Genomic DNA, 24637 nt, shown 5'->3' with positions numbered 1-24637 from the left:
TTCTTTCCAGCTCCAGATGGCTACTGTTTAAATCGTATTGTTTGATGGCCGGTCTGTTCAATAAGCCCTTGTTTCAAGAGACGACCCACTGCACGCTTAAACGCAGCTTTGCTTAATTGAAACTCTCGTTGAATATCACGCGGGTCACTTTTGTCACTATAAGATATTTCTCCTTGGTTTCGGGAAAGACTTAACAGGATTTTCTCTGCATCTTGGCCGATTCGTTCTTCTTTTAACGGTTTACAAGAAAGATTAACGGTGCCATCTTCTTTGACTCCTGTCACTCGTGCTTGTACATGCTGCCCGAGTCGGGGTTCATCGTCACGTTCGCTTGCATGAAGAAAGCCGCGATAGCGATCAGTCGTCCAAATAAACGAACCTACTTTCCCTGTTCGGTAAACAAGGCCAGTCACCTTTTCATTCTGAAGCGAAGCCGGTGCTCTTTCCGTGTGTTTCATAATATCTTCTTCTGTTGCCAACTTGGCGAACAACATGTTTTTCTTGTCGACAACAAGAGTAGCGTAAAGTTTATCGCCTCTTTTCGGCCACACTTCTTGGAACAGCGGCAGATCATCTTTAGAAAGTAGCATATCCTTCTCTATTCCAATATGAAGAAATACACCGAGTCGCGGAACAACGTCAGCAACAGTTGCCCAGCCGAAACTGTCAACCGTAATATCCGGAAGTGTCATTGTGGCAACCATGGAACCTTTCTTATTCTTGTAAACAAAAACACGAACTTCTTCACCCGCTGAAAGCGAGCGAGTCACATACCTTACGGGAAGTTCGAGCTGTTTTTTTCCTTTTTCCAACGTATACGCCTGCTGCTTTTCGTCTCTCACTGTACATGTTTGTACGGTACCAAGATGAATCATTATTTTACCAACTTCTTTCTATTTATAATAGAAAACGGACCTGAGCACATTCCCAGCGTCCGTTTTTTCCAGTTACTCTGTGCCCGAATACTCAGCTATCCACTAAACGTTAGTATGAATTTCACCTTTTAGTGATGCACACTTAATAGTAAGGTGAAATCATCACATAAACAAGTACACCGGTGATACTGACATAAAGCCAGAGCGGCATCGTCCAGCGTGCTATTTTTCGGTGTTTCCTCACTTGGTTTTTAAAACCTCGTAAGAATGTCAATATCGCAAGCGGTACAATGACAGCAGCGAGCACAATGTGAGTAATTAAAATAAAATAATAGATCCCGGCAAGAATACCACTTCCCCCGTAAGATGTAGACTCTGCCAAGTAATGATACGTTAAATACGTAATTAAAAACAAAAAAGTACTCGTAAATGCACCGTAAATGAAACGGCGGTGCATCGTGATATTTTTACGTAAAATAAAAAACAATGCCATTAACAGAAAGACAGTTGTAAAACTGTTAAAGATAGCGTTCATCATTGGTAAAATCGTCAAATCAAAATGAACATCACCACTGAAGCCTTCCGCAAAAATTAAGTAGGTAATCAGGCCATTCACCACTATCGTCACTATTACGGCAATCCATACACTCTGTTTATCATTCGCATGGCGGGCGGAATTTTCCCCTTGAACCACATCGATGCCTCCTCATTTTATATTACTTCACCTATTATTATACATAAAAAAGCCAGCGCCATCCTTTTCATGTTGCAACAAATAAGTGAACGAAAAAAGCTGCTCAAGCGCAAGCTTGAAGCAGCTTTTCGTTATATTTTACCATTTCGTAACACCCAATAGTAAGATCAGAGCAATTAACATAGGAGTCATTAAGACTAATCCAGTTGTAAAGAAAGTGTTCGGCCATCCATGATCTTTATCTTTCAGATGCATAAAATAAAACAGCTGTAAGAAAAATTGTACAGCACCTAATAACAAAATGAACGGGATCGCAAACCCTGTCACAATAGTTTCAGTTGAAACAGATAAAAAGGACATAATGGTTAAGCCGATCATAAAGGCAAAAGAGATAACCTGAATACGTGTCTCTCTTTTAAGCTCGTATCTTTCGTCCTCTGTCATAGCGCTTTTTGGAAATGGTTTCGACATTTCATCAGACATATTTTATGCACCCCCTACTGACAATAGATACACAACTGTAAAGATAAAGACCCAAACAACGTCAATAAAGTGCCAATACAGACTCGCGGAATAAAACTTCGGCGCGTTAGCAAGCGTTACTCCGCCTGCATTCCAATAACGAGCAAGCAAAGTAATTATCCAACCTAGTCCGAATAACACGTGACAGCCGTGAAGTCCAACAAGCGTATAGAAAGAAGAGGCAAAGGCACTGGTTGTGTATCCTAGTCCCTCATGGTAATAATGATAAAACTCATACACTTCAAAACCGACAAAGCCGAAACCTAACAGGACAGTGAGCAGCATACACGTTCTAAGCGTCTTAAAGTTATTCCTTTTCATCGCAAGAATACCGAGAACACTCGTGAGCGAGCTAGTTAAAAGTATCATAGTCATGATAAAGACGAGCGGAAGGGAAAATAGATCTTCCGCTGTCGGCCCACCGACTGTTCCTTTACGTAAACCTAGGAACGTTCCGAAGAAAGTTGCAAACATGACGGTTTCCCCGCCTAAGAATACCCACATGCCGAGAAATTTATTTTTACCTTCTAATGTTGCTTTTTCAGGATTGGCTGGAAGTCCCTGCGCAACATCAATGTGATCTGCCATTTTAGCCAACCCCCTTTTCAATTTTCTTCACTTCGTCAACAGGAATATGGTAGCCGTGATCTTCTTTCGAGTGCAGCACCATCATACCAAACGTAATCACAAAACCAACGCCGATGACGATGGCTGGTGGGATAATCGGATTATCCATGTTCAGCATAATCATACCGAATCCCCAAATAAAGAGACCGAGCCCAATCATAAATGGCAGGATTGAACCATTAGGCATATGAATATCACCCATCGGCTCAGCCGGCTTCATCGTGCCGTCCCCATGGACTTTTTCGTAAAACCAAGGATCAAGAGAACGAACTTGCGGTGTTTGCGCAAAGTTATACTCCGGAATCGGTGTAGGTGTAGACCATTCAAGTGTTCTTGCATCCCATGGATCGCGTACCGTAATCCGCTCAGATGTATAAGCAGAGTATACAATATTGATCACGAGAACAACAATCGCCGCACCCATTACAAATGAACCGATACTTGAAACGAGGTTCATCATATCAAAGCCTTGCCCGCCAAGGTACGTGTAAACTCGACGCTGCATCCCAATTAAACCAAGAATGTGCTGGATAAAAAATGTTAGGTGGAAGCCAATATAAAGCGACCAAAACATGATTTTCCCTAATGTTTCATTCAATTTATGGCCAAACATCTTCGGATACCAGTAATAGAGACCTGCAAGGAGACCGAAGACGATACCGCCAACAATGATGTAGTGGAAGTGCGCCACGACAAAGTACGTATCATGATACAGATAATCGACAGGAGCCATAGACAGCATAACCCCAGTAATCCCACCTAATACGAATGTCGGTACGAATGAAGCAGCGCATAGCATCGCTGTATTAAATACGAGCTTTCCTCCCCACATCGTGAAGAGCCAGTTAAAGATTTTAATACCCGTCGGCACCGCAATCGTCATCGTTGCAAGGGCGAACACCGAGTTCGTAATCGGACCGATACCGATCGTAAACATGTGGTGAACCCAAACCATAAATGACAAGAAGGCGATTACGATTGTCGCAAAGACCATCGCTGTATAGCCAAATAGACGTTTATGCGAGAATGCAGGAACTACTTCTGAAATGATTCCAAACGCCGGGAGAACAAGAATGTACACTTCCGGGTGCCCGAAAATCCAGAAAATGTGTGCCCACAAAATCGCATTTCCGCCCATATCCGGCAGGAAGAACTGGCCGCTAAAAATCCGGTCAAGCATTAATAATGCAAGCCCTGCAGCAAGCGGTGTAAAGGCAAAGACGATCAATATGGACGTAACAAGTCCTGTCCAACAGAATAACGGCATTCTCATCATCGTCATTCCTGGAGCACGCATGTTAATAATTGTAACAATAAAGTTGATCGCTGATATTAATGTACCGAAACCACTTACCTGAAGCCCCAGTGCATAGAAGTCCATGCCGGACCCCGCAAATTCACGTGTAGAAAGTGGTACATAAGCGGTCCAGCCTGCGTCTGGAGCACCTCCGAAAAACCAGCTGACACTTAGTAATAGTCCTCCGAAAAAGAAGATCCAGAATCCGAGCGCGTTAATAAAAGGAAACGCAACGTCCCGGGCTCCGATTTGCAAAGGGATTGCAAAGTTCATAAACCCAAATATCAGCGGAGTGACCGCCAAAAACAACATAATAGTACCGTGCATGGTGATCAGTTCGTTAAAGACTTGGCCAGTCATGAAATCATTCTCTGGAATCATTAACTGTATACGTATAAAAAGTGCCATCACACCAGCTTTAACAAAGAACAGTGTGCCCGCCACCAAATACAAAATTGCCAGCTTTTTATGATCGACTGTTGTCAGCCAATCCCACAAAACACTTTTTTCTTTTTTTGCTGTCATAGTAGCAGTAGCCAAGTGGTTTACCTCCTTTATTCCACATATTACTCTTCCGCACTAAGCGTATTGAGATATTCAATAAGTGCTTCCATATCCTCATCACTCATGTTCGGATACGGCTGCATATTGTTACCTTGTTTAAAAGACTGTGGATCACGTATCCACGCCTCTAAATTCTCGTTATTATAGTCAATAACTCCGGCAATGTATTCACGGTCGGCAAAGTTAGTCAGCGTCGGTCCTTGAGCGGATCCCTGGCCTCCAACAGCGTGACAGCCAATACAGCCTTGATCTTCAAATACTTTACGCCCATCTGCAACAACTGTGTTCTCTTCAGGAGGCTGCTCTTCCGCAGACATTTCTTCAACCCATGCAGCGTACTCGTCCGGTTCTTGGACAATTACTTTAAAATCCATCAATGCATGAGAAGGTCCGCACAATTCAGCACATTTTCCTTTATAGACCCCTGGTTCATCAGCTTGGAGCCACATCATACTTTCAACACCAGGGACAGTATCTAATTTCCCTCCGAGAGCGGGAACCCAGAAAGAGTGCATGACATCACTTGCTGTTAAGTTAAACCAAACTTTTTCACCAACAGGGATGTGTACTTCATTTCCTGCAGTGAAACCTTCCTGGTAGTCAAACTGCCACCAATACTGATGCCCGGTTACGTCGATCACAATTGCGTCTGTTTCCGGTGCAGCCCCGTCTTCTCCCTCTGTGCCGCTTTCACCTGCAGCTTCGGGAGGACCCTCAGCAAAATAGTATGTACCTTGAATGGTTGGTACAGCAAGGATAATCAAGAGGATAATCGGGATAACCGTCCACGTAATCTCCAATGCTTTACTACCTTCCACCTGCTTTGGAAGTTCATTATCTCCAGGCTTCTTTCTGAATTTTACTACTGCAATAAAAAACAACGTGAAAACTACAATGACAACTAAGGCCATGACATATAAGCTTAGTACCATGTTGTCAAAGATCCATTGCGCCTGCGGGCCTTTTGGATCTAATGCAGATAACCTTTCCTCTCCACAACCCGCAAGTAACAAAAGTATCGCGGATAGAGGGAGGAAACGCAACAAGCCTTTGCGCTTTCTCATAAAACCATCAAACCTCTCTTTCACTTAAAAATGATTGCAAAATTTATATGCTGTTACAGTCATTTTCCCTTAATCTACGAGTGAACAAACAGCCAAGATCTGCAAACTTCAGGCCCGAATCACTCGTTCAAAAATGGACAATGACCATAAGCACAAACAAAATAGTGAGGTAAATCAGTGAGTATACAAACATCATGCCTGCCCATTTACTATCATCTTTCATTGTGAAGCCGGCAAGACCGAGCATGAGCCATCCTAATCCAAGAACAGCAGCAGCCGTCGTATAGACGCCTCCAAAGGGATATAGGAACAATGACACAGGCAAGAGAATGGCAACATACAGGACAATTTGTCGTTTTGTCATGGCGAAACCTGCCACTACAGGAAGCATTGGCACATTTGCCGCTTCATATTCATTGGAGCGGCGCATCGCTAATGAAAGAAAATGTGGAGGCTGCCAAATAAACATAATCACAAACAACAGCCAGGCATAGATATGAAGTCCGGGATCAATTGCTGCCCAACCAATAAGTGGCGGGACTGCTCCAGAGATACTCCTAGCAACAGTGCTTAACGCCGATACCCTTTTTAACCACATCGTATACATGAGTACATATACAACGAGTCCAACGCCCCCTATTACAGCAGCAACTATTTCTACTGCTGCCAGCATAAAAATCCCGGCAGCTGCCTGAATGAGACCAGCAAACAGGACATTGGAAAGCTTAACACTTCCGGTGGCCGTAGGTCTATCCTGGGTGTGCTTCATCAGAGAATCAATGTCATGATCAATATAATTATTAAGCGTGTATCCCCCCGCCATTACGAGTCCTGAACCCACCATTGTTAAGATTAATATGTGTAAGTTTTGGAGCAGATAAAAATCCGTATAAACAGAGGCAAGAAAGATCCCCGCAAATACAGTAATTAAATTCGAAGAAACAATGCCCGCCTTAGCCAGTGCTTGGTAATCTTTCCGCATTTTATTGCCAGCTTCTTCCTGCACATTTCCCATGTCTGTATCCATAACTTTAGCAGTGCTTGCCACCGTGTTACTTTTATGCAAATCGTTCCCTCCCTTCTCAACGCGGCTCTGTGTGAACAATTTAAGGAATACTCGACAAAATTTGTAAAAGTTCTCCACCGATAATATCACATAACCGCGAAAAAGAGAAAGACTGATCTGCCTTCCCTCAACTAACTTCTACATGACATTATAGCCTAAAAAAATGTTTGTTTCATCTTTTTCAAGAGTTTCACAGTATCTTCACATTTTCCTATCACCTCAACAAAGTTCATGTTTTGGAAATTGACTTTCTTCCTTTATTATTTATAAGATGAGGGTATTCATGCTAAATCTTAATGTATATACGGCAAATAAAGGAGATGTATAGATTGAACAGAGGGTTGAAATTCTTTGGTATATTTGCCTCTATTGGGATGATGATCGTCCTTTTGCAGGGAGCTTTAGTGACGAAAACTGGATCGGCAGAAGGGTGCGGGGCGACGTGGCCACTCTGTTTTGGAGAAGTTGTTCCAGAAAACCCAGCCATCGAAACAATTATTGAGTACAGCCACCGCCTCTGGTCCGGACTAATGGGGATTGTCATCATTATACTAGCCATCTGGGCTTGGAAGAAACTTTCCCATTTAAAAGAGGCAAAGTTCTTATCATTAATGGCCGTACTGTTTATCGTTTTTCAAGGATTAATGGGAGCAGGTGCCGTTATTTGGGGAAATTCCGACATCGTCCTTGCTCTTCACTTTGGTATTTCTACTATTTCATTTGCATCTGTCGCACTTCTAAGTATTCTCGCTTTTGAAGATGGAAAGTCTTCAACCGCCCCGGTGGTGAGCAAAAGTTACCGTATTTATCTTTTTATCGTCTTTATCTATTCGTACTTAGTCATCTATACAGGTGCGTATGTAAAACATTCAGATGCAACTTATGCCTGTTCGGGCTTTCCGCTCTGTAATAATCAAATTATTCCTGACATGTCAAGCGGCATCGGTCATCAAATTGGTGTTCATTTCACTCACCGGGTAGCAGCTTACCTGTTAACATTGTTGTTACTTATTTTAGCCATTTGGACCATCAAGCAATATAAACATTACGCCAGCTTGTTATGGACAAGCATTACTGTTTTTGTGCTCATCCTCATCCAGATAGCCGCGGGAGTTTCGATATTGTATGCAGACACATACTTAACTCCAGCACTTTTTCATGCGTTGACGATCACATTATTATTTACAGTACTAGGCTACATGGTTATGATCATTACCAGAAAAACTTATTCGTAAACAAATTTCTTTTAACCTTTGCCGATTTTTTTCATTGAAAAAGGGACTGTTCATGAAACCGGAACAGTCTCCTTTTTATATTATATACACATGAAAAAGAGAGCATTGCCACCATCAGCTTGTGACCTACAGCTTCATTGTAATGGTTTTTGGTTCTGAATAAAATTCAAAGCTATGGCGTCCGCCTTCGCGCCCAATGCCGCTCGCCTTGGAACCGCCAAACGGTGTTCTTAAATCGCGGATATACCAGCAATTCACCCATAACAAGCCAGAGTTGATGCCAGTCGTAACCCGCTGTGCCCTTCTTAAATTGTTCGTCCACACGACACCTGCTAAGCCATACGGGGAATCATTCGCAATCTTAACCGCTTCCTCCTCGTCTTTAAAGGGGATAACTACTAAAACAGGACCGAATATTTCCTCTTGGGCAACACGCATTTTATTATCGACATCATAGAGAACGGTTGGCTCATAGAAATTCCCTTTTTCAAGTCCTTCTACTCTCTTTCCACCATAGGCTAATTTAGCTCCTTCTGCCAGTCCGATTTTCACATAATCATCTACGGTTTCCAGATGACTCTCGGCAACGAGAGCGCCCATATCCGTTTTTTTATCAAGCGGATCTCCTACTTTTATCTTCTTTACTCGGTTCACGAACTTTTCTAGAAACTTGTCATAGATACTCTCTTGTACGAGCAAACGCGACCCGGCAAGACAGATTTCTCCTTGGTTGCGGTAGATCGCATCAATCGATCCTTCTACTGCTTCATCTAGATCGGCATCTTCAAAAACAATATTCGCCGACTTGCCGCCGAGTTCGAGAGAAACGGGAATTAAGTTTTCAGCGGCGTTTTTCATTACAGTTTTTCCAGTGGATGATTCGCCGACAAACGACACTCGTCTCACGAATGGATGGGTAACCATTGCTGTTCCAAGTGTACTTCCTGGTCCGGTAATAATATTTAAGACACCCGGAGGAAGGCCAGCCTCATTCGCAATATCCCCGAGCATCAGGGCACTGAGCGGTGTGTAAGAAGCCGGTTTCACAACTACCGTATTACCAGCTGCAAGCGCCGCTGAGGCTTTCCAGGTCAATTGCATAAACGGCAGATTCCACGGAATAATCAGACTTGTCACACCAGCAGGTGCGTATTCTGAATACGACATCACATGTTTGTTAGGAAAATTCTCGTGTGTCCAAAACTTGATCATCTCTGCAAAAAAGCGGAAATTAGAAGCTGCTCTCGGTATATCAAAACCGATGCTTTCGTTAATCGGTTTTCCGACGTCCAATGTTTCTACGTACGCGATTTCTTCAACCCGTTCTAAAATCAGGTCTGAAATTCTACACAAAATCAGCGACCTGTCCTCCACCGTCATATTGCTCCAGACACCGCTTGCAAACGTACGCTGGGCTACGTCAATGGCATACCTTGCATCTTCTTCCCCGCCGTTTGCTACAGAGGCAAGCTTTTCATTCGTCGCTGGATTATACGAGTCAAACGTACTTCCTGAGGCCGTATCCACGTATTTCCCGTCTATAAAAAGCTTGGCATCTTTCACTAGCTTTTCATGCATTACCTGGCTCATTTGTTTTCTCCCCCTTTACTGTTTACACCACTTGAAAACATACATTGTCGTTCTGGCCCAGTTTTGCTTCCACTGTATCTCCTGGCTCCAGGGCAACTGCTGCTGTCAATCCTCCAGTTAGAATGATATCTCCTTTTCGCAAATATTGGTCTCGCTCATGAAGCATATTCGCAAGCTCTGCTAATGAATTCGCCGGATGACCGAGCACAGCTGCACCGGCCCCGGATGCTTTTAATTCTCCGTTAATCCAAAATGTCATGCCAACAAGACGCATGTCTATCTCTGTAGGCTCTATTGGCTTCGTCCCTAACACAAAACGTGAGGAGGAAGCATTATCTGCTACGACGTCCGGCAGTTTAAAGTCAAAATTCTCATATCGGCTGTCAATGATCTCAAAGGCCGGTACAACGTAATCGATAGCACGTATGGCTTCAGCTGCCGTAACATCCGGGCCTTGCAGGTCTTTTTTCAAGACGCAGGCGATCTCCGCCTCTGCTTTCGGGTGGATTAATTCTGAATGGATGAGAGGAACTCCCGGATCGAGCTGCATATAATCTAATAGATGGCCGTATATTGGAGAATTAACATTCATCTGCTGCATTTTTGCCAGACTCGTCAGCCCCATTTTCATCCCAATGATACGATGCGATTGACTGAGGCGTTTTTTTATCAACATATTCTGGAGATCATATCCCTGTTCAATGGAAAAATCCGGGTTATCCTTTGTAAATCGGATTAGTTCCTGATGGTTGTCTTCCGCTGACAACAATTGCTCTACCATTTTTTCTACTTCGAACATTCTCCCTCACCTCTACAACTATTATTAATAGTGCTATTTTTTCGACATTTCGTAGGCGATATCGACAATCATATCTTCCTGACCGCCGACGACTTTCATTTCCCCGAGCTTCGTGAGAATATCTCTCGCATCTAAGTTGTATTTTTCAGCAGCGCGGCGGGCATGTAGGAGAAAGCTGGAGTACACGCCGGCGTATCCCATTGCGAGACTGTCCTTCGTTATTTCTTGCGGCTGAGGAAGCAGCGGTGCAACATGATACTCGGCAGCATCCATTATTTTATACAGACCAATCCCGGTCTTAATTCCTAAACGGTCACATACTGCAGTCAAAACTTCGGTCTGCGTGTTGCCAGCGCCTGCACCGAGACAGCGGATACTTCCATCAATTCTTGTCGCACCCGCATCAATTGCTTCCAGAGTATTTCCCATAGCAACTGACAAATTATTATGAGCGTGGAAGCCGACTTCTATAGTTAGCTCCTCTTTCAGTGCTTGGACTCGTTCTCTTACTTCATGAGGAAGTAGCGCGCCCGCAGAATCTGTAATATATACAACATCTGCCCCATAGCTCTCCATTAGTTTTGCCTGTTCCACTAACTTCACGGTTGGTACCATATGGGCCATCATCAGAAATCCAACTGTCTCCATTCCCATTTCTTTTGCTAAATGAATATGCTGGGCGGATACATCGGCTTCTGTGACGTGCGTTGCAATTCTTGCCATGTGGGCGCCAATATTACGTGCTTCCTGCAGTTTGGTTTTTGTGCCGATACCCGGCAGCAGTAAGACTGCGATTTTGGAACGTACACATTTCGATACCGCGGCTTCGATTAATTTCATTTCATCTACTTTTGAACGTCCATACTGCAAGGATGAACCGCCTAATCCGTCACCATGTGCAACTTCTATATAGGGAACATTTGCACCATCCAGCTGCTCAACAATATCTTCCACTTGTTCGACTGTAAATTGATGGGCGACTGCATGGCTTCCATCACGCAGTGCTACTTCTGTTATTAAAATATCTCGGTTGTCCATCTTCATCATCCGCCTTCCCTTCTTTTTTAATCGGCCGTAACCGTCTGCTTAGCCAATTGTTCAGCAACCCGTACTGAAGCCGCAGTCATAATATCAAGATTTCCGGCATATTGCGGGAGAAAATGCCCCGCACCCTCAACTCCGATAAAAATCGTAATTTTATTTTCCTCGAAAATCGGTTCAGAGCGCAGCCGGTATCCCGGCACGTATTCCTGTACTTCTTCCACTATGTTATGGATTGAATTCGTAATAGCCTTCTTATCAACTGGTGCTTCATGAAGTTCGCAATAAACCGTGTCTCTCATCAAAATCGGTGGTTCGGCAGGATTTAGAATAATGATAGCTTTACCGGCATCTGCACCGCCAATTTGTTCAATACCCCATGCAGTTGTTTCGGTAAATTCATCAATGTTTGCTCGTGTTCCTGGACCCGCACTTTTGCTGGCAATCGTGGCAACAATTTCTGCGTATGCAACAGACTGCACCCGATTTACAGCATGGACAAGCGGGATAGTCGCTTGGCCTCCACACGTAATAAGGTTTAGATCTTTTTCATCGGTAAGTCTGTCAAGGTTTACGGGAGGAATGACAGCTGGACCTATTTTAGCTGGTGTTAAATCAAGCATCTTAGTATGATACGGTTCCAGCTTCTCCGCATTTAGCACATGAGCTTTAGCCGAAGTCGCATCAAACATTAAATCCGGCATCTTGTCTTTATTTTTTTCAATAAATTCCTCGATTCCACCTGTATAGACCGGGTAACCCATGTCAGCAGCTCGTTTTAACCCTTCTGAGCCCCGTTCAATACCTACCATTCCAACAAGTTCCAAAAGTTCTGACTGTTGTATTTTATACATTAAATCTGTTCCGATATTTCCCGACCCGACAATCACTGTTTGCAGCCGTTTACTCATAAATGTGCTCCTCCTTCTTCTAAAGTGTGACAGAAACTGATCCTAATTTCTCCAGCTCAATTTCAAACAAATCACCGTGTTTTCCGTCTACTGCTTTCGACAGCGCCCCTGATAAAATGACTTCCCCTGCCTTTAGAGAGATATCAAAGTGAGAGAGACGGTTCGCAAGCCACGCAACACATCGTGCGGGGTGGTTCATCGCAGCAGCTCCGGCTCCCGTGTTTATCAACTCTCCATTCTTATAAAGGACCATGCCAAGCTGTGACAGATCAAGTCCTTTGGGAGAGATGGGCTCATCTCCAAGAACGTACAGGCCGGAAGAAGCATTATCAGCAATCGTATCTTCTAATTTTATCTGCCAATCTTTCACACGACTGTCGACAATTTCAATCGCCGGCAAGACGTATTCCGTTGCTTGTAAAATATCATGCGTCGTGATTCCGGGCCCTTTGATATCCTTATTAAGAACGAAAGCGATTTCACCTTCAATCCGCGGATAGATCAGTTTCCCTGCAGGGACGACTCCCCGATTACCAATTGCCATGTCATCAAAGAGATGACCATAATCCGGTTCATTCACACCTAAGAGCTCCTGCATAGCAAGAGATGTTAACCCTATTTTTTTCCCTGTTATACGTCGTCCGCTATCCGTTTTTCGTTTGACGTTTTCTAATTGAATATAGTAAGCTTCTTCGGCTGTCAATGCAGGGTAAGACGAAGTTAATGGCTCCACCCCGTTCCCTGTTATTTCAGCATCATGTAATTTTTCCGCTAATTGTATAATTGTCGATTGATCAACCATCACGACACAACCTCCTCTGCTAGTTTAAGAGTTACTTTAAACAATATGAGATAACAAGGAGAACGTTATCCTTCCTTCTAACAACATTATGGAACATTTTGCAGAAAAATCAATTAACTTATCCCGTATCGTGAAATTAAATGAAGAGATTCATCCGAAAAGTAATTTCTCTTAAGTAAAAGACAAAGACTGCCCTCCGAAGTGGAAGACAGTCTCGTTTAAGCCCTGTAGTTCCCTTCCAACAAGGGAAAAACGTAGGGACTGATTTACTTTGTCAACTCAATGAGAAGGTCACCTGTTTCTATCGTGTCGCCATCATTAACATGGATGTCCTTCACCTCTCCATCAAATGGAGCTTGCACGGTTGTTTCCATTTTCATCGCTTCCGTAATCATCAGATGATCGCCTTTTTTCACGCGCTCCCCTTTTTCCGCAAGTCTTTTGATAACCGTCCCTGGCATGGAAGCCCCGATATGGTTCGCATTTGTTTTATCCGCTTTCGGTCGATTCGTTTCAGCTGTCTTTACATTCTGGTCTTTAATGATGACTTCCCGCGACTGGCCGTTAAGTTCAAAATAAACGATTCGGTTGCCGTTATCCTGAGGCTTGGAAATTGAGATTAGCTTAACAATTAATGTTTTTCCCTGTTCAATTTCGATTTCAATTTCTTCGCCAAGGCGGAGACCGTAGAAGAACGTCGGGGTATCGAGAACCGATACATCACCGAATTGCTCGCGGAACCGCTCAAATTCCATGTACACTTTCGGATATAATGCATATGAAATCAAGTCATGACTTGTTACTTGGCGATCCAGAGAGTGATATAGTTCTTCTTTCAACTCTTGGAAGCGAACAGGCTCCATATGTTCACCTGGACGAGTCGTAATCGCTTCTCTTCCTTTTAAAATAATGCTCTGCAATTCTTTTGGAAAACCTTGATAAGGCTGGCCGATATCCCCACGGAAAAATTCAATAACGGAATCAGGGAAATCGAGGTTTTCGCCGTTCTCATAAATGTCATCTTCCGTTAAGTTATTTTGCACCATGTACAGAGCCATGTCGCCGACAACTTTAGAAGAAGGTGTTACTTTGACGATGTCTCCAAACATGTCATTCACACGGCGGTACATCTTCTTCACTTCGTTCCAGCGTCCTTTTAGCCCAACTGCTTTTGCCTGTTGCTGCAGGTTGCTGTACTGACCGCCGGGCATTTCATGTTCATAAACTTCCGTATGGGGCGCGTTCATCCCGCTTTCAAATCCTTGATAAAATTTGCGTGTGTAATCCCAATACTCGCTAAACTGCTCAAGCGCTTGAATGTCAACGTTTGGCGCACGGTCGGTTCCTTTGAGTGCGTAATAAAGACTATTGGCGCTCGGCTGCGACGTAAGGCCGGCCATCGAACTCACTGCTACGTCTACAATGTCTACACCTGCCTCGACTGCGCGGGTATACATGACAAGACCGTTTCCGCTCGTATCATGCGTATGTAGGTGTATCGGAATATCAACTGTCGCTTTTAACTCCGAAATTAACTGGTACGCCGCTTCAGGTTTTAGAAGGCCGGCCATGTCTTTAATCCCAAGAATATGGGCACCTGCACGTTCAAGCTCTTTCGCAAAGTTCTTATAGTAAGCTAAATCATATTTATTACGCGACGGATCAAGAATATCTCCGGTATAGCAGACGGATGCTTCTGCTACTTTGTTTTGTTCACGGACTTCATTAATCGCGAGTTTCATTCCATCCAGCCAATTTAAGGAATCGAAAATCCGAAAGACATCAATTCCTGCTTCTGCGGAACGCGAAACAAATTCTTTAATGACATTATCCGGATAGTTTTTATAACCTACTGCATTGGAAGCACGCAAGAGCATTTGCAGCAAGATGTTCGGCATCTTTTCTCGTAACGTGATCAAGCGTTCCCACGGATCTTCATGCAAGAAACGCATCGCCACATCGAAGGTGGCTCCTCCCCACATCTCGGAAGAAAATAAGTTTGGCAGGAGGCGGGCGGTCGGTTCGGCAATCCTCTTCAAATCATGCGTACGTACTCGTGTAGCTAAAAGAGATTGATGGGCATCACGAAATGTTGTGTCTGTTAATAGTACTTCTTTTTGGTTTTTTACCCACTCTGCCAGACCGTCCGGCCCTCTTTCATCAAGTATCTGTTTCGTTCCGGACGGAATCGGATCACTATATTTCACTTTTGGAATATCGACTTGTTCGAAGATCGGTTTTTTTACCTTTTCCAAACCTGGATAGCCATTTATAATCGTCTCTCCGATAAATGTTAACATTTTTGTTCCGCGGTCTTTACGCTTCGGAAAGACGAATAACTCCGGTGTTGCATCAATAAAGGAGGTATCGTATTTTCCGTTAAGGAACTCTTCATGCTGAACGACATTTTCTAAAAAAGCAATGTTTGTTTTAATCCCGCGAATTCGAAATTCCCGTAAGTTACGGAGCATTTTCGCTGCCGCGCCTTCAAACGTCAACGACCAGGTCGAGACTTTCACTAAGAGAGAATCATAGTGAGGAGTAATGACAGCCCCTTGATAGCCGTTCCCGGCATCCAACCGAACTCCGAATCCGCCACTTGAACGGTAAGCCATAATCTTGCCCGTATCCGGGAAGAAATTATTTGAGGGATCCTCTGTTGTCACTCGTGACTGGATTGCAAACCCATTCGTCGTGATTCTCTCTTGCTCCGGGATTCCAATTTCCGGACCGTGCAGCGGCTTCCCGTCTGCAATGTACAGCTGGGTTTGAACAATATCCACCCCGGTAACCATTTCTGTAATGGTGTGCTCCACTTGGATACGCGGGTTCACTTCAATAAAATAAAATTCCCCATCTGGATTCACAAGAAATTCAACCGTACCGGCATTTACATAATCGATGTTTTTAGCTAATTTAATCGCCGCCGCGCAGATTTCCTCCCGAAGCTCAAGGCTGAGAGCAACACTCGGTGCAATTTCCACTACCTTTTGATGACGGCGCTGAACAGAACAGTCCCTGTCATACAAGTGGACAATGTTTCCATCCTTATCACCAAGAATTTGAACTTCAATATGCTTAGGGTTTTCGATAAACTTTTCGACATACACTTCATCATTGCCAAATGACGATTTTGCTTCTGAGCGTGCACGATCGTAAGCATCTTCCAATGCTTCCGGGCTGCGGACAATTCTCATACCGCGTCCCCCTCCACCAAGAGACGCTTTTATAATGAAGGGAAAGCCATTCTCATCAGCAAATTGCTTGATTTCATCCAGATTCGTGACAGGTCCATCGCTTCCCGGAATAACAGGAATACCTGCGTTAATTGCAGTTTCGCGTGCACGTACTTTATCCCCGAACATTTCTAAATGCTTCGTTTCCGGACCGATAAAAATGATTCCTTCTTCTTGACAGCGCTTCGCAAATTCAAGGTTTTCTGATAAAAATCCATATCCGGGGTGAATAGCGTCAACCTCATTGCTTTTCGCTGTCTCAATAATACTTTCAATATCTAAATACGCATCTATCGGCTTTTTACCTTCTCCGATCAAATAAGCTTCGTCTGCCTTGTAACGGTGGTAAGCACCGGAATCTTCTTTTGAGTAAACTGCCACCGTCCGGATATGTAGCTCGGTACACGCACGAAAAATACGTATAGCGATTTCTCCTCGGTTTGCTACTAGAACTTTTTTTATGTTTCTTACTCCACTCATAGAGTCCCTCCTCGGTATCGTTTCTCTCCACTGATTTGCACTCAATCCTTAGAATGTTTCGTGTTGATTGATAATTTTAAATATAAGTTATCATAACACGTATTCAAAATCTGTCAAAATATTTGATAAATCACTGCCGAGAATTAGGCTCCGTAAATTACTTTTTTTGAGTAAAAAAAGAAAACCAGGCTCAATCTTTCTGCCTGGTTTTCCTTTATTTACCGACAACCGCTTCATGAAACGCCGCCAGTTTTCGCTCTAGCTCACTTAGAATATGTTTCCCCGTCTCTTCGTCAATTAACTCCAGCCGTACCGCAAAATCAATCTCACGGGAAAGGCCAAACATTTGTGTATCTAAGACCTCTTCATAAAGAGGGCACTGGGGCATTGTCAGGTTCTCCATTTGCACTTCAATTAATTTCCGGATCTTTTCCGCATCGGCTTGAAGCAGGGCGTATGCTTTTTCACTATGCTCGGTCATCGCCTTCACGCTCAAGGTGATCCCTCCTACTCATTAACTCCCTTATTCTATCTTATCCGTTACCTGCCTAAATTGCAAGACGACTTTTGTGCGTCGTTTACATCATTATAACGCTTTAACTTGAGTTATCCTTATAATTTGGGGAGAAAATAACCCACTGATTGACATTTCACTTTATGTTAGGATAGAGAAGAACTAATTATGAAGGAGGTTCCCTCTTGGAATTTATCGTATTGATTCATGGTAAGACAAAGCATCAAATTACAATTGACCCTACTGTATGGATTTTTGATGATCGTAAAATCGACCTAAAAACTTGGGAAGGCGAAGAAAAAAGGAAACAAGACGACTTAGAAGCGTATACTAAATCAATCTCCAAGCAATGGGATAAAGAAATGATTGAAGGAGCACAAATTCCGCGGTCGCAAACAAATAAAGTGCGTAATAAAAAAGAGGCACTGATCAATGGTACATTTGGTATCCCCTTTGGCTCGTTTATAGAAAATGCCGATCCCAATGAAGATGCTTCTAAAGTAGCGATAGAGACAATAAACGGAGACGAATACATAGTAGCATTAGAAGAAGCGAAAAACTTTGTAATCGGCTTCTCAAAAGATGGTGCTCCTTTGCGGGAAACAGGTCCTGTCCATGTCTATTACGGTGACGCTCGTAATAAAGAAAATCCGATAACCGGCGTAAAAGGGTTTCGCCTCCTTTAACCAACAGCAAAGCAAGGATGGATATTCCCTGCTTTGCTTCTTCTATCCCGAACAAAGCGACATTCTCTCGCAGCGCCGAAGTGTTTACGTCGTTTCCTCGTTATAACAAATCAGCAGCTAATTGCGCAAGTCCGGAACGCTCTCCTTTTTCTAATTTTACATGCCCACTGATAGCCTCTTGTTTGAACATTTCCACCACATAAGCAAGGCCGTTGTTTAACTCATCGAGGTACGGATGGTCGATTTGACCGGGATCCCCCATCAATACAATTTTACTTCCTTCCCCAACTCTTGTTAAAATAGTCTTTACTTCATGTTTCGTTAGGTTTTGGGCTTCGTCAATGATAATAAACTGATCCGGGATGCTGCGCCCACGAATGTATGTCAACGCCTCGACCTGTATCGATCCCATCCCGGCTAATATTTTGTCAATTTCTCCTGGCTTTTTCGCGTTAAACAAATACTCCAAATTATCAAATACCGGTTGCATCCACGGCCGTAATTTTTCTTCTTTTTCCCCGGGCAAAAACCCTATATCTTTTCCCATAGGTACGACGGGGCGCGCTACCAGTAATTTATTATACTTCCCCATGTCCTCCGTCTGTAATAAACCTGCCGCCAGTGATAAAAGTGTTTTTCCTGTACCTGCTTTACCTGTTAAAGTGACGACCTGTATTTCATCGCGCAAAAGCAGCTCCAGTGCCATTTTCTGTTCTACATTCCTTGGCTTGATCCCCCATACATGTTCGAGATCAACGGCAAAAGGCTTGACCATTTTCCCGGTTTCATCTACTTTTCCTACCGCAGAAGCCGGAGTCCCGAGAGCGTCCTTCAATATGACAAATTGATGGGGATTCAAACTTTCTTTCTCAAGTGCCGAAACAGGTAGGGTTTGCTTTTCGTAAAAAACATCAAGCAGGCCAACCGGTACGTCTGCATAAATTTTACCTTTGTAAACATTATCATATTCTGTCACCCGGTCACTTAAGAAATCTTCAGCTTTTATACCAAGAGCATCAGCTTTAACTCGGACAAGAGCGTCTTTACTGACAATGCAAACCTTCTTAGGGTTATCACCCGCTTCTTGTTCAGTCTGTAAATTCATCGCTACGGCTAAAATTCGGTTATCATTCGTCATATCCATAAACGTTTCTTTTAAATAATGAAACGATCGATGATTTAACTCTACCCGTACTGTCCCTCCATTTTCCAGAGGTACGCCTTCATGAAGCTTTCCTTCACAACGGAAGCTGTCTAAAATTTTGGATACGTGCCGGGCGTTACGGCCAATCTCATCCATATATCTTTTCTTCGCGTCTATTTCCTCAAGAACAACAGCTGGTATGACGACTTCATTGTCTTCAAACTGAAATAAAGCTCGTGGGTCTTGCAATAACACATTCGTATCCAATACATAAATTTTTTTCAATGGACTTCCTCCCCACTGAATAATGACTTTCTGTAATTCCTTTTCAGGAGGTAAGAAATAACTCTCGGAGGACGTTCAAAAGGCGTCATAGGTCTAATGTACTACAGGTGTCTCCCGAATGATTCTTTTTTTCTACTACTGATTCTATTTTATGCGAGAACATGGACGAAATTGACGGTAAAATTCAGACAGCGTCGTGGACAAATAAAGAGGCCAGTCCGAAAAATAGCCGAACTAAGCCTCTTTTAATGCTTTCATTACTTGATTATCTAGTTTTGCAGCCGCTTCCTTATCATATATTTTCTCGAAGCCGGGCTCATTTATCATTTTTCCCCCGTAAAACATAATATCTCGCACTTCATCAATAGCACATTCTATAAGAGCAAGATCTATAGGAATACCTTCAATTTTCTCCTTAAGAATAACACCTTGGCCGGAAATGGCAAAGGTAGTGCCACTTTCAATAACTGTGATGGCAAGTGCTTTGTTTCTTCTAAGGTTAGCGACCGTCTTTGAACTGTTGTCGACCGAGAAACAAACCGTATCTTTGTCAGTGGCATAAACCCATGAAATAGCGCTCACGTACGGAGCATTTGTCTCTTGATCAACAGTTGCAACAGCTACGTAGGTTTCTTTCCGTAAGGCTTGCAGTAAATCGTCGGTTAAGGATGGCTGTGTCTTGTTCATCATAATCCCCCTGTCTTGTTTCTTTCTGCTCACAATAAATTTTCCTTACGTAATAGTATATTACTACATTCTTTTGTTTAATCCTCTTTCCCTAGATGATTTTTCTGAAATAGATCGTTGTTGAGTATATTTCCCCCGGTGGCTCATGATACAATGAGAAAAGCTTCCTGAGATTTCGTTATTTTTCGAGCAGTTTGTGTGGAGTGTGAAAAAACAATGAAAGTCAAATGTGCAATTTGTGAAACGATTGATGATTTGAAAAGCAGTGATCCGCTTGCCAAAAAACTTCGTAACCGGCCAATTCATACGTACTTATGCGACGAATGCTATGAGCGGGTCAAGATACGAACCGAAAAAAGACGGGCAACCGGACATTTTCGGCTGTACCGTGATCCAAAGAATAACCATGAGCTGTGAAAAAGAAGAATGTAAAAAGCTAGGCACCCCAATTCTTGGGACGCCTAGCTTTTTTCAATTAAACTGTGCTTTCTTGATTGTGCTGTTCTTTTTTATGCCGGTGAAGCCGAATACGATAAATACCTAGCACGAGTGCCGCTGCAATAAGAGACTCTACTACTGGCATCCCAATTGCAAAAATCGTTAAAATAAGCGCTCCAATCAAGAGTCCGCTGTACACAATTACATTTTTAAGAATCGGAAGCTTGCGGGCAAAACCGAGATTGAAAACGATAATACTCATGATAACGATAGCTACGTATAACAGCCAAAAACCAGTGATCGGATTTTCATGAACCTGCAAAGCACCAGCTATCCAGCTCAACTGTTCTTTCGTAATCTCAACATCGCCCGGATTTACAGCAGCGACTGTCATTGTTTTTCACCTCTGTGCCTCGTCCCTTTCTTAAGAAAGAGAGGTTTCCGCATTTTTGTTCGCTAACTTTTTACGTTTTTCTTCCCGTTCACGGGTACTTTTGTCTAAAATCTTTTTCCGCAGTCGGATGGATTCCGGCGTTACTTCGCAATACTCATCTTCATTCAAATATTCTAATGCTTCTTCCAAAGTAAGAATGCGCGGACGTTTCATTGTAACCGTCTGGTCTTTCGTAGCGGACCGGACGTTAGTTTGTTGCTTCGCTTTCGTGATGTTAACCGTTAAATCATTGTCACGGTTATGCTCCCCAACAATCATCCCGCCATATATCTCTGTCCCCGGTTCTACAAACATTGTACCACGATCTTCAAGCTGCATCATTCCGTACGGAGTCGCTTTTCCTGATTCCATAGAAACGAGCACACCCTGTCTACGCCCACCTACTTGCCCTGCATAGGCAGGTCTGTAGCCTTCAAAGGAATGGTTTAAAATACCGTAGCCTTTTGTCTGTGCCATGAACTCTGTCGTATATCCGATTAAACCGCGAGAAGGGATGAGGAAGTCCATACGCACTTGGCCGTCGCCTTTATTCACCATATCTAATAGTTCACCTTTGCGCTCCCCAAGTGATTCCATGATACTCCCAGTATAATCCTCAGGCACATCGATTTGTGCTCGCTCTACCGGTTCAGACTTCACACCTTCAACTTCTTTAATAATAACTTCCGGCTTTGACACTTGAAGCTCATAGCCTTCGCGGCGCATATTCTCTATCAAAATAGACAGGTGCAACTCTCCGCGGCCGGAAACTGTCCAAATGTCAGGAGAGTCCGTACGATCCACTCGCAAACTGACATCTGTTTCTAACTGAGTAAACAGTCGTTCTTCCAGCTTTCTGCTCGTGACATATTTCCCTTCACGGCCGGCAAATGGACTATTATTAACAAGGAATGTCATCTGCAGAGTTGGCTCATCAATACGAAGAGCCGGAAGCGGATCCTGATGATCGGAAGGACATACGGTATCGCCTACCATAATATCCTCGATTCCTGCCAGTGCAATTAAATCACCTGCTTCAGCACGATCAATTTCCATCCTTTTCAGCCCCATAAACCCGAATAGCTTTGTCACACGGAAGTTTTTTGTAGAGCCATCATTCTTAATAATCGTTGCCTGATCACCTGTTTGAACCGTGCCGCGAAAAACTCGTCCGATTCCGATTCTTCCTAAATACTCATTATAATCAAGCATCGTCACCTGAAATTGGAAAGGCTCTTCCCGATTATCGACTGGCGCTGGGACATTCTTGATAATCATATTAAATAATACGTCCATATTATCATCTTGTTGGTCCGGATTGGTGCTTGCGGTTCCATTAATTGCGGAAGCGTAAGCAACCGGGAAATCAAGCTGGTCATCATCCGCACCCAGCTCGATGAACAGATCCAGCACTTCATCAACCACTTCTTCCGGCCGTGCCATATCACGATCAATTTTATTTAACACGACGAGCGGTGTTAATTTTTGTTCAAGTGCTTTTTTCAGGACGAACCGTGTTTGTGGCATACAGCCTTCGTAAGCATCTACGACGAGCAGCACACCATCCACCATTTTCATAATTCGTTCCACTTCTCCGCCAAAGTCGGCGTGGCCTGGTGTGTCCATGATATTTATACGGGTGTCTCTGTACTGCACTGCAGTGTTTTTCGCAAGAATCGTGATTCCGCGCTCTCTCTCGATGTCATTGTTGTCCATTGCCCGCTCATCTACTTTTTCGTGCTCTTTAAATGTACCTGATTGTTTTAAGAGCTCATCTACGAGGGTTGTTTTACCATGGTCAACGTGGGCAATTATCGCAATGTTGCGTAAATCATTCCGTACTTTCATTAAATTATATCGCTCCTATTCTTCGTGCAGTTCATTAACTAGTCAATTATACCACATCTATATCTAGAAAAAAACACGCCTTTTTCATCTGTGTACCTTCCTCTTTTCATTATCTCTCATTAGGTGTAGACTTAGAGTGGAATTAATGTTGGAAGGTGAAGGTATGGATCGTTATAAAGTTTATTTTTTATTATTAGCCACATTAGCTGTTTTTAGCATTGCCGGTATTGGAGTCGCTGTGGCAGAGCGTTCTTTTCTTATAGCCGTCGTTTGTCTGGTCGGATTGTACGCAGCCTTTGCTGTCGCTCGTAAATTGCGGGGAAGAATAGAATCTTAACGACAAAAAGTATGCCCAACAAAAATGGGCATACTTTTTTTTAAAATCCCCGATGGTCATGGACATACAAAGAGAGTTGATCGTGCAGATGAGGGCGTGCGGCTAAAAGAGGGCTCCACGTTAACAGCGGGAGCGGCTTCCCCTTGAAATCGGTTACGATAATGCCTACTTCTTTCAACATGACAAGTCCTGCCGCATAATCCCAAGGGGATAAATGGAAGCTAATGTAGCTGTCCAGCCGTCCGCAGGCAACATACGCTAATTCTATTGCAGCTGATCCGTATGAGCGTACACTCCTTGATTTACGCACCATCGTATGTAAAGACTGCTCATCCCTACGCGTTTCACGAGCGAGCCATCGACCGTTAAGACCAATAATAGCTTCTGGAAGATCTACTTCTGTAGCAGCTGGCAGCCTTCGTTCGTTTAAAAATGCTCCTTCTCCTTCTACTGCTGTAAACCATTCGTCTTGCATAACGTTATAAATAATGCCAACTTTGCCAACACCATTCTCGACTACGGCAACAGATATCGCAAAATTAAACTTTTGGTGGACAAAGTTGGTCGTCCCGTCTATCGGATCAATAATCCATAACACACCGTCCGTGGTCTTAATATTCGCACCTGTTTCCTCTTCACCCAGAATTCGATGGGAAGGAAATGTATTTTCTATTCGCTCTTTTAAAAAACGTTCTATTTTAATATCCATTTCCGTGACCAGGTCATTTGGGTTCGATTTCTGTTCGACGTGCAGCGACCTTGACAGCGATTCCTTTAACATCTTTCCAGCCTCATCCATCCACAATACGGCGGTGCTTTTTACATCATTCCAGTTGCCTGTCATGTAACCACTCCATTATGTTCACTCTATATTTCTCTACCTAGCACTTTTTCTTTACTTATTATGGCATAGGTGAAGGAAAATTAACATACATACCTTTCTAATAGATCAAGGTAAACACGAGTAAAAACAAAAAAAGCCGGCTGGTATCCTGTGCCCAGCCAGACTTGTAAGATAATTAAGTATAATGTCTTTCCTTTGTTTTGAACGCCTTACGATCATTGACCGTTAAACGATTCCATTCGTTACGCAACTTTTTCAGCCGGCGTTTGCAGCGATTCTTCTCCGTGAGGTCTTCGGCCAGCATCGCATCGTGCAAACTGACAAGCTCGTAATCAATCTCCATACGCACTACCGACAGTCTTTTCTCGATACCTTTTTGATTCAACGTCTGCATTACCTGCTGTTCCATGGCCAACTCCACCCCTTTTTATAAATGGTAAAAATAGATGTGAGTGTGTCTTATTTTATGCCAACTAAACAAAATATTCAGATATCTATTTTAGCTAATTATAGCACAAAATCTTTCTGAAGCAAAACAAATTTTTACCGGCATTTTTTTCAAGGTGCTCTCCAGACTCAACGAAACGGCTCAAACTCCGCTAACATTTTTAATTTGCT

The 24637-nt window shown here is 43.3% G+C and carries 24 protein-coding genes; 4 read left to right on the top strand and 20 right to left on the bottom strand.

Features of this window, described 5'->3' with window-relative positions:
- Window positions 1-20 precede the first annotated feature (20 nt).
- From LOR49_RS05045 to cyoE, 7 genes are all read right to left on the bottom strand, one after another.
- Window positions 21-875 carry a CvfB family protein gene (locus LOR49_RS05045; protein ID WP_240375071.1) on the bottom strand — a complete coding sequence of 285 codons (855 nt, stop codon included), beginning with the start codon at window positions 873-875 and terminating at the stop codon, window positions 21-23.
- A 142-nt stretch (window positions 876-1017) separates the two neighbouring features.
- Window positions 1018-1569, bottom strand: coding sequence for a DUF420 domain-containing protein (locus LOR49_RS05040; protein ID WP_240375070.1), 552 nt, complete (start codon window positions 1567-1569; stop codon window positions 1018-1020).
- A gap of 138 nt (window positions 1570-1707) precedes the next feature.
- Window positions 1708-2052, bottom strand: coding sequence for a cytochrome C oxidase subunit IV family protein (locus tag LOR49_RS05035; RefSeq protein WP_240375069.1), 345 nt, complete (start codon window positions 2050-2052; stop codon window positions 1708-1710).
- A 3-nt stretch (window positions 2053-2055) separates the two neighbouring features.
- Entirely contained in the window at window positions 2056-2679 is a 624-nt protein-coding gene (locus tag LOR49_RS05030) for a cytochrome c oxidase subunit 3 (RefSeq protein ID WP_240375068.1), read from the bottom strand.
- Between the two features lies 1 nt (window position 2680).
- Window positions 2681-4540, bottom strand: a complete 1860-nt coding sequence (locus LOR49_RS05025) for a cytochrome c oxidase subunit I (protein ID WP_240375698.1) — start codon at window positions 4538-4540, stop codon at window positions 2681-2683.
- A 41-nt stretch (window positions 4541-4581) separates the two neighbouring features.
- Window positions 4582-5643 carry a cytochrome c oxidase subunit II gene (coxB, locus tag LOR49_RS05020; RefSeq protein ID WP_240375067.1) on the bottom strand — a complete coding sequence of 354 codons (1062 nt, stop codon included), beginning with the start codon at window positions 5641-5643 and terminating at the stop codon, window positions 4582-4584.
- Between the two features lie 127 nt (window positions 5644-5770).
- Window positions 5771-6709, bottom strand: a complete 939-nt coding sequence (cyoE, locus tag LOR49_RS05015; protein ID WP_420830401.1) for a heme o synthase — start codon at window positions 6707-6709, stop codon at window positions 5771-5773.
- Between the two features lie 329 nt (window positions 6710-7038).
- On the opposite strand from cyoE, the gene LOR49_RS05010 reads away from it, so the two are divergent.
- Window positions 7039-7944, top strand: coding sequence for a COX15/CtaA family protein (locus LOR49_RS05010; protein WP_240375066.1), 906 nt, complete (start codon window positions 7039-7041; stop codon window positions 7942-7944).
- A 126-nt stretch (window positions 7945-8070) separates the two neighbouring features.
- Here the strand turns inward: LOR49_RS05010 and LOR49_RS05005 are convergent, their stop codons facing one another.
- The 7 genes from LOR49_RS05005 to LOR49_RS04975 form a co-directional block, all read right to left on the bottom strand.
- The gene (locus LOR49_RS05005; protein ID WP_240375064.1) at window positions 8071-9534 is read right to left on the bottom strand and encodes an aldehyde dehydrogenase; all 1464 of its coding nucleotides are present in this window, start codon (window positions 9532-9534) and stop codon (window positions 8071-8073) included.
- Between the two features lie 22 nt (window positions 9535-9556).
- Complete coding sequence (locus LOR49_RS05000) at window positions 9557-10333, bottom strand: 2-keto-4-pentenoate hydratase (RefSeq protein ID WP_240375062.1); 777 nt, start codon at window positions 10331-10333, stop codon at window positions 9557-9559.
- 33 nt (window positions 10334-10366) lie between these two features.
- Window positions 10367-11380 (bottom strand): 4-hydroxy-2-oxovalerate aldolase, encoded by a 1014-nt coding sequence (gene dmpG / locus LOR49_RS04995; protein ID WP_240375061.1) that lies wholly within the window; start codon window positions 11378-11380, stop codon window positions 10367-10369.
- A 17-nt stretch (window positions 11381-11397) separates the two neighbouring features.
- Complete coding sequence (locus LOR49_RS04990) at window positions 11398-12285, bottom strand: acetaldehyde dehydrogenase (acetylating) (protein ID WP_240375060.1); 888 nt, start codon at window positions 12283-12285, stop codon at window positions 11398-11400.
- 19 nt (window positions 12286-12304) lie between these two features.
- Complete coding sequence (locus tag LOR49_RS04985) at window positions 12305-13087, bottom strand: 2-keto-4-pentenoate hydratase (protein ID WP_240375696.1); 783 nt, start codon at window positions 13085-13087, stop codon at window positions 12305-12307.
- 266 nt (window positions 13088-13353) lie between these two features.
- On the bottom strand, window positions 13354-16803 hold the full coding sequence (gene pyc, locus LOR49_RS04980; RefSeq protein ID WP_240375059.1) for a pyruvate carboxylase: 3450 nt from the start codon (window positions 16801-16803) through the stop codon (window positions 13354-13356).
- Between the two features lie 214 nt (window positions 16804-17017).
- Window positions 17018-17284: an Fpa/YlaN family protein gene (locus tag LOR49_RS04975; protein ID WP_420830414.1), complete on the bottom strand. Its 267-nt coding sequence runs from the start codon at window positions 17282-17284 to the stop codon at window positions 17018-17020.
- Between the two features lie 218 nt (window positions 17285-17502).
- Between LOR49_RS04975 and LOR49_RS04970 the strand changes: the two genes are divergently transcribed.
- Entirely contained in the window at window positions 17503-18003 is a 501-nt protein-coding gene (locus LOR49_RS04970; protein WP_240375057.1) for a peptidyl-prolyl cis-trans isomerase, read from the top strand.
- Between the two features lie 100 nt (window positions 18004-18103).
- Here LOR49_RS04970 and LOR49_RS04965 read toward each other — a convergent pair whose 3' ends face one another.
- Entirely contained in the window at window positions 18104-19432 is a 1329-nt protein-coding gene (locus LOR49_RS04965) for a PhoH family protein (RefSeq protein ID WP_240375056.1), read from the bottom strand.
- A gap of 234 nt (window positions 19433-19666) precedes the next feature.
- Window positions 19667-20122: a pyridoxamine 5'-phosphate oxidase family protein gene (locus LOR49_RS04960; protein ID WP_240375694.1), complete on the bottom strand. Its 456-nt coding sequence runs from the start codon at window positions 20120-20122 to the stop codon at window positions 19667-19669.
- A 213-nt stretch (window positions 20123-20335) separates the two neighbouring features.
- On the opposite strand from LOR49_RS04960, the gene LOR49_RS04955 reads away from it, so the two are divergent.
- Window positions 20336-20536: a YlaI family protein gene (locus LOR49_RS04955; protein ID WP_240375055.1), complete on the top strand. Its 201-nt coding sequence runs from the start codon at window positions 20336-20338 to the stop codon at window positions 20534-20536.
- Window positions 20537-20594: 58 nt separating this feature from the next.
- Here the strand turns inward: LOR49_RS04955 and LOR49_RS04950 are convergent, their stop codons facing one another.
- Entirely contained in the window at window positions 20595-20951 is a 357-nt protein-coding gene (locus LOR49_RS04950) for a YlaH-like family protein (protein WP_240375054.1), read from the bottom strand.
- Window positions 20952-20981: 30 nt separating this feature from the next.
- Window positions 20982-22838: a translational GTPase TypA gene (typA, locus tag LOR49_RS04945; protein ID WP_240375053.1), complete on the bottom strand. Its 1857-nt coding sequence runs from the start codon at window positions 22836-22838 to the stop codon at window positions 20982-20984.
- Between the two features lie 163 nt (window positions 22839-23001).
- Here typA and LOR49_RS04940 point away from each other — a divergent pair, with 163 nt between their 5' ends.
- Entirely contained in the window at window positions 23002-23175 is a 174-nt protein-coding gene (locus LOR49_RS04940) for a DUF5325 family protein (protein WP_240375051.1), read from the top strand.
- Window positions 23176-23215: 40 nt separating this feature from the next.
- Here LOR49_RS04940 and LOR49_RS04935 read toward each other — a convergent pair whose 3' ends face one another.
- A complete protein-coding gene (locus LOR49_RS04935) occupies window positions 23216-24019 on the bottom strand; it encodes an inositol monophosphatase family protein (protein WP_240375050.1) in 804 nt (267 codons plus the stop codon).
- A gap of 175 nt (window positions 24020-24194) precedes the next feature.
- Window positions 24195-24428, bottom strand: coding sequence for a hypothetical protein (locus LOR49_RS04930; RefSeq protein WP_240375049.1), 234 nt, complete (start codon window positions 24426-24428; stop codon window positions 24195-24197).
- Between the last annotated feature and the right edge of the window lie 209 nt (window positions 24429-24637).

It is taken from the genome of Bacillus piscicola, from assembly GCF_022458745.1.
Classification (GTDB): Bacteria; Bacillota; Bacilli; order Bacillales; family Marinococcaceae; genus Alteribacillus_A; species Alteribacillus_A piscicola.
Note: the sequence above shows the minus strand (reverse complement) of the source record. Positions and strands in the feature narration are given on the sequence as shown.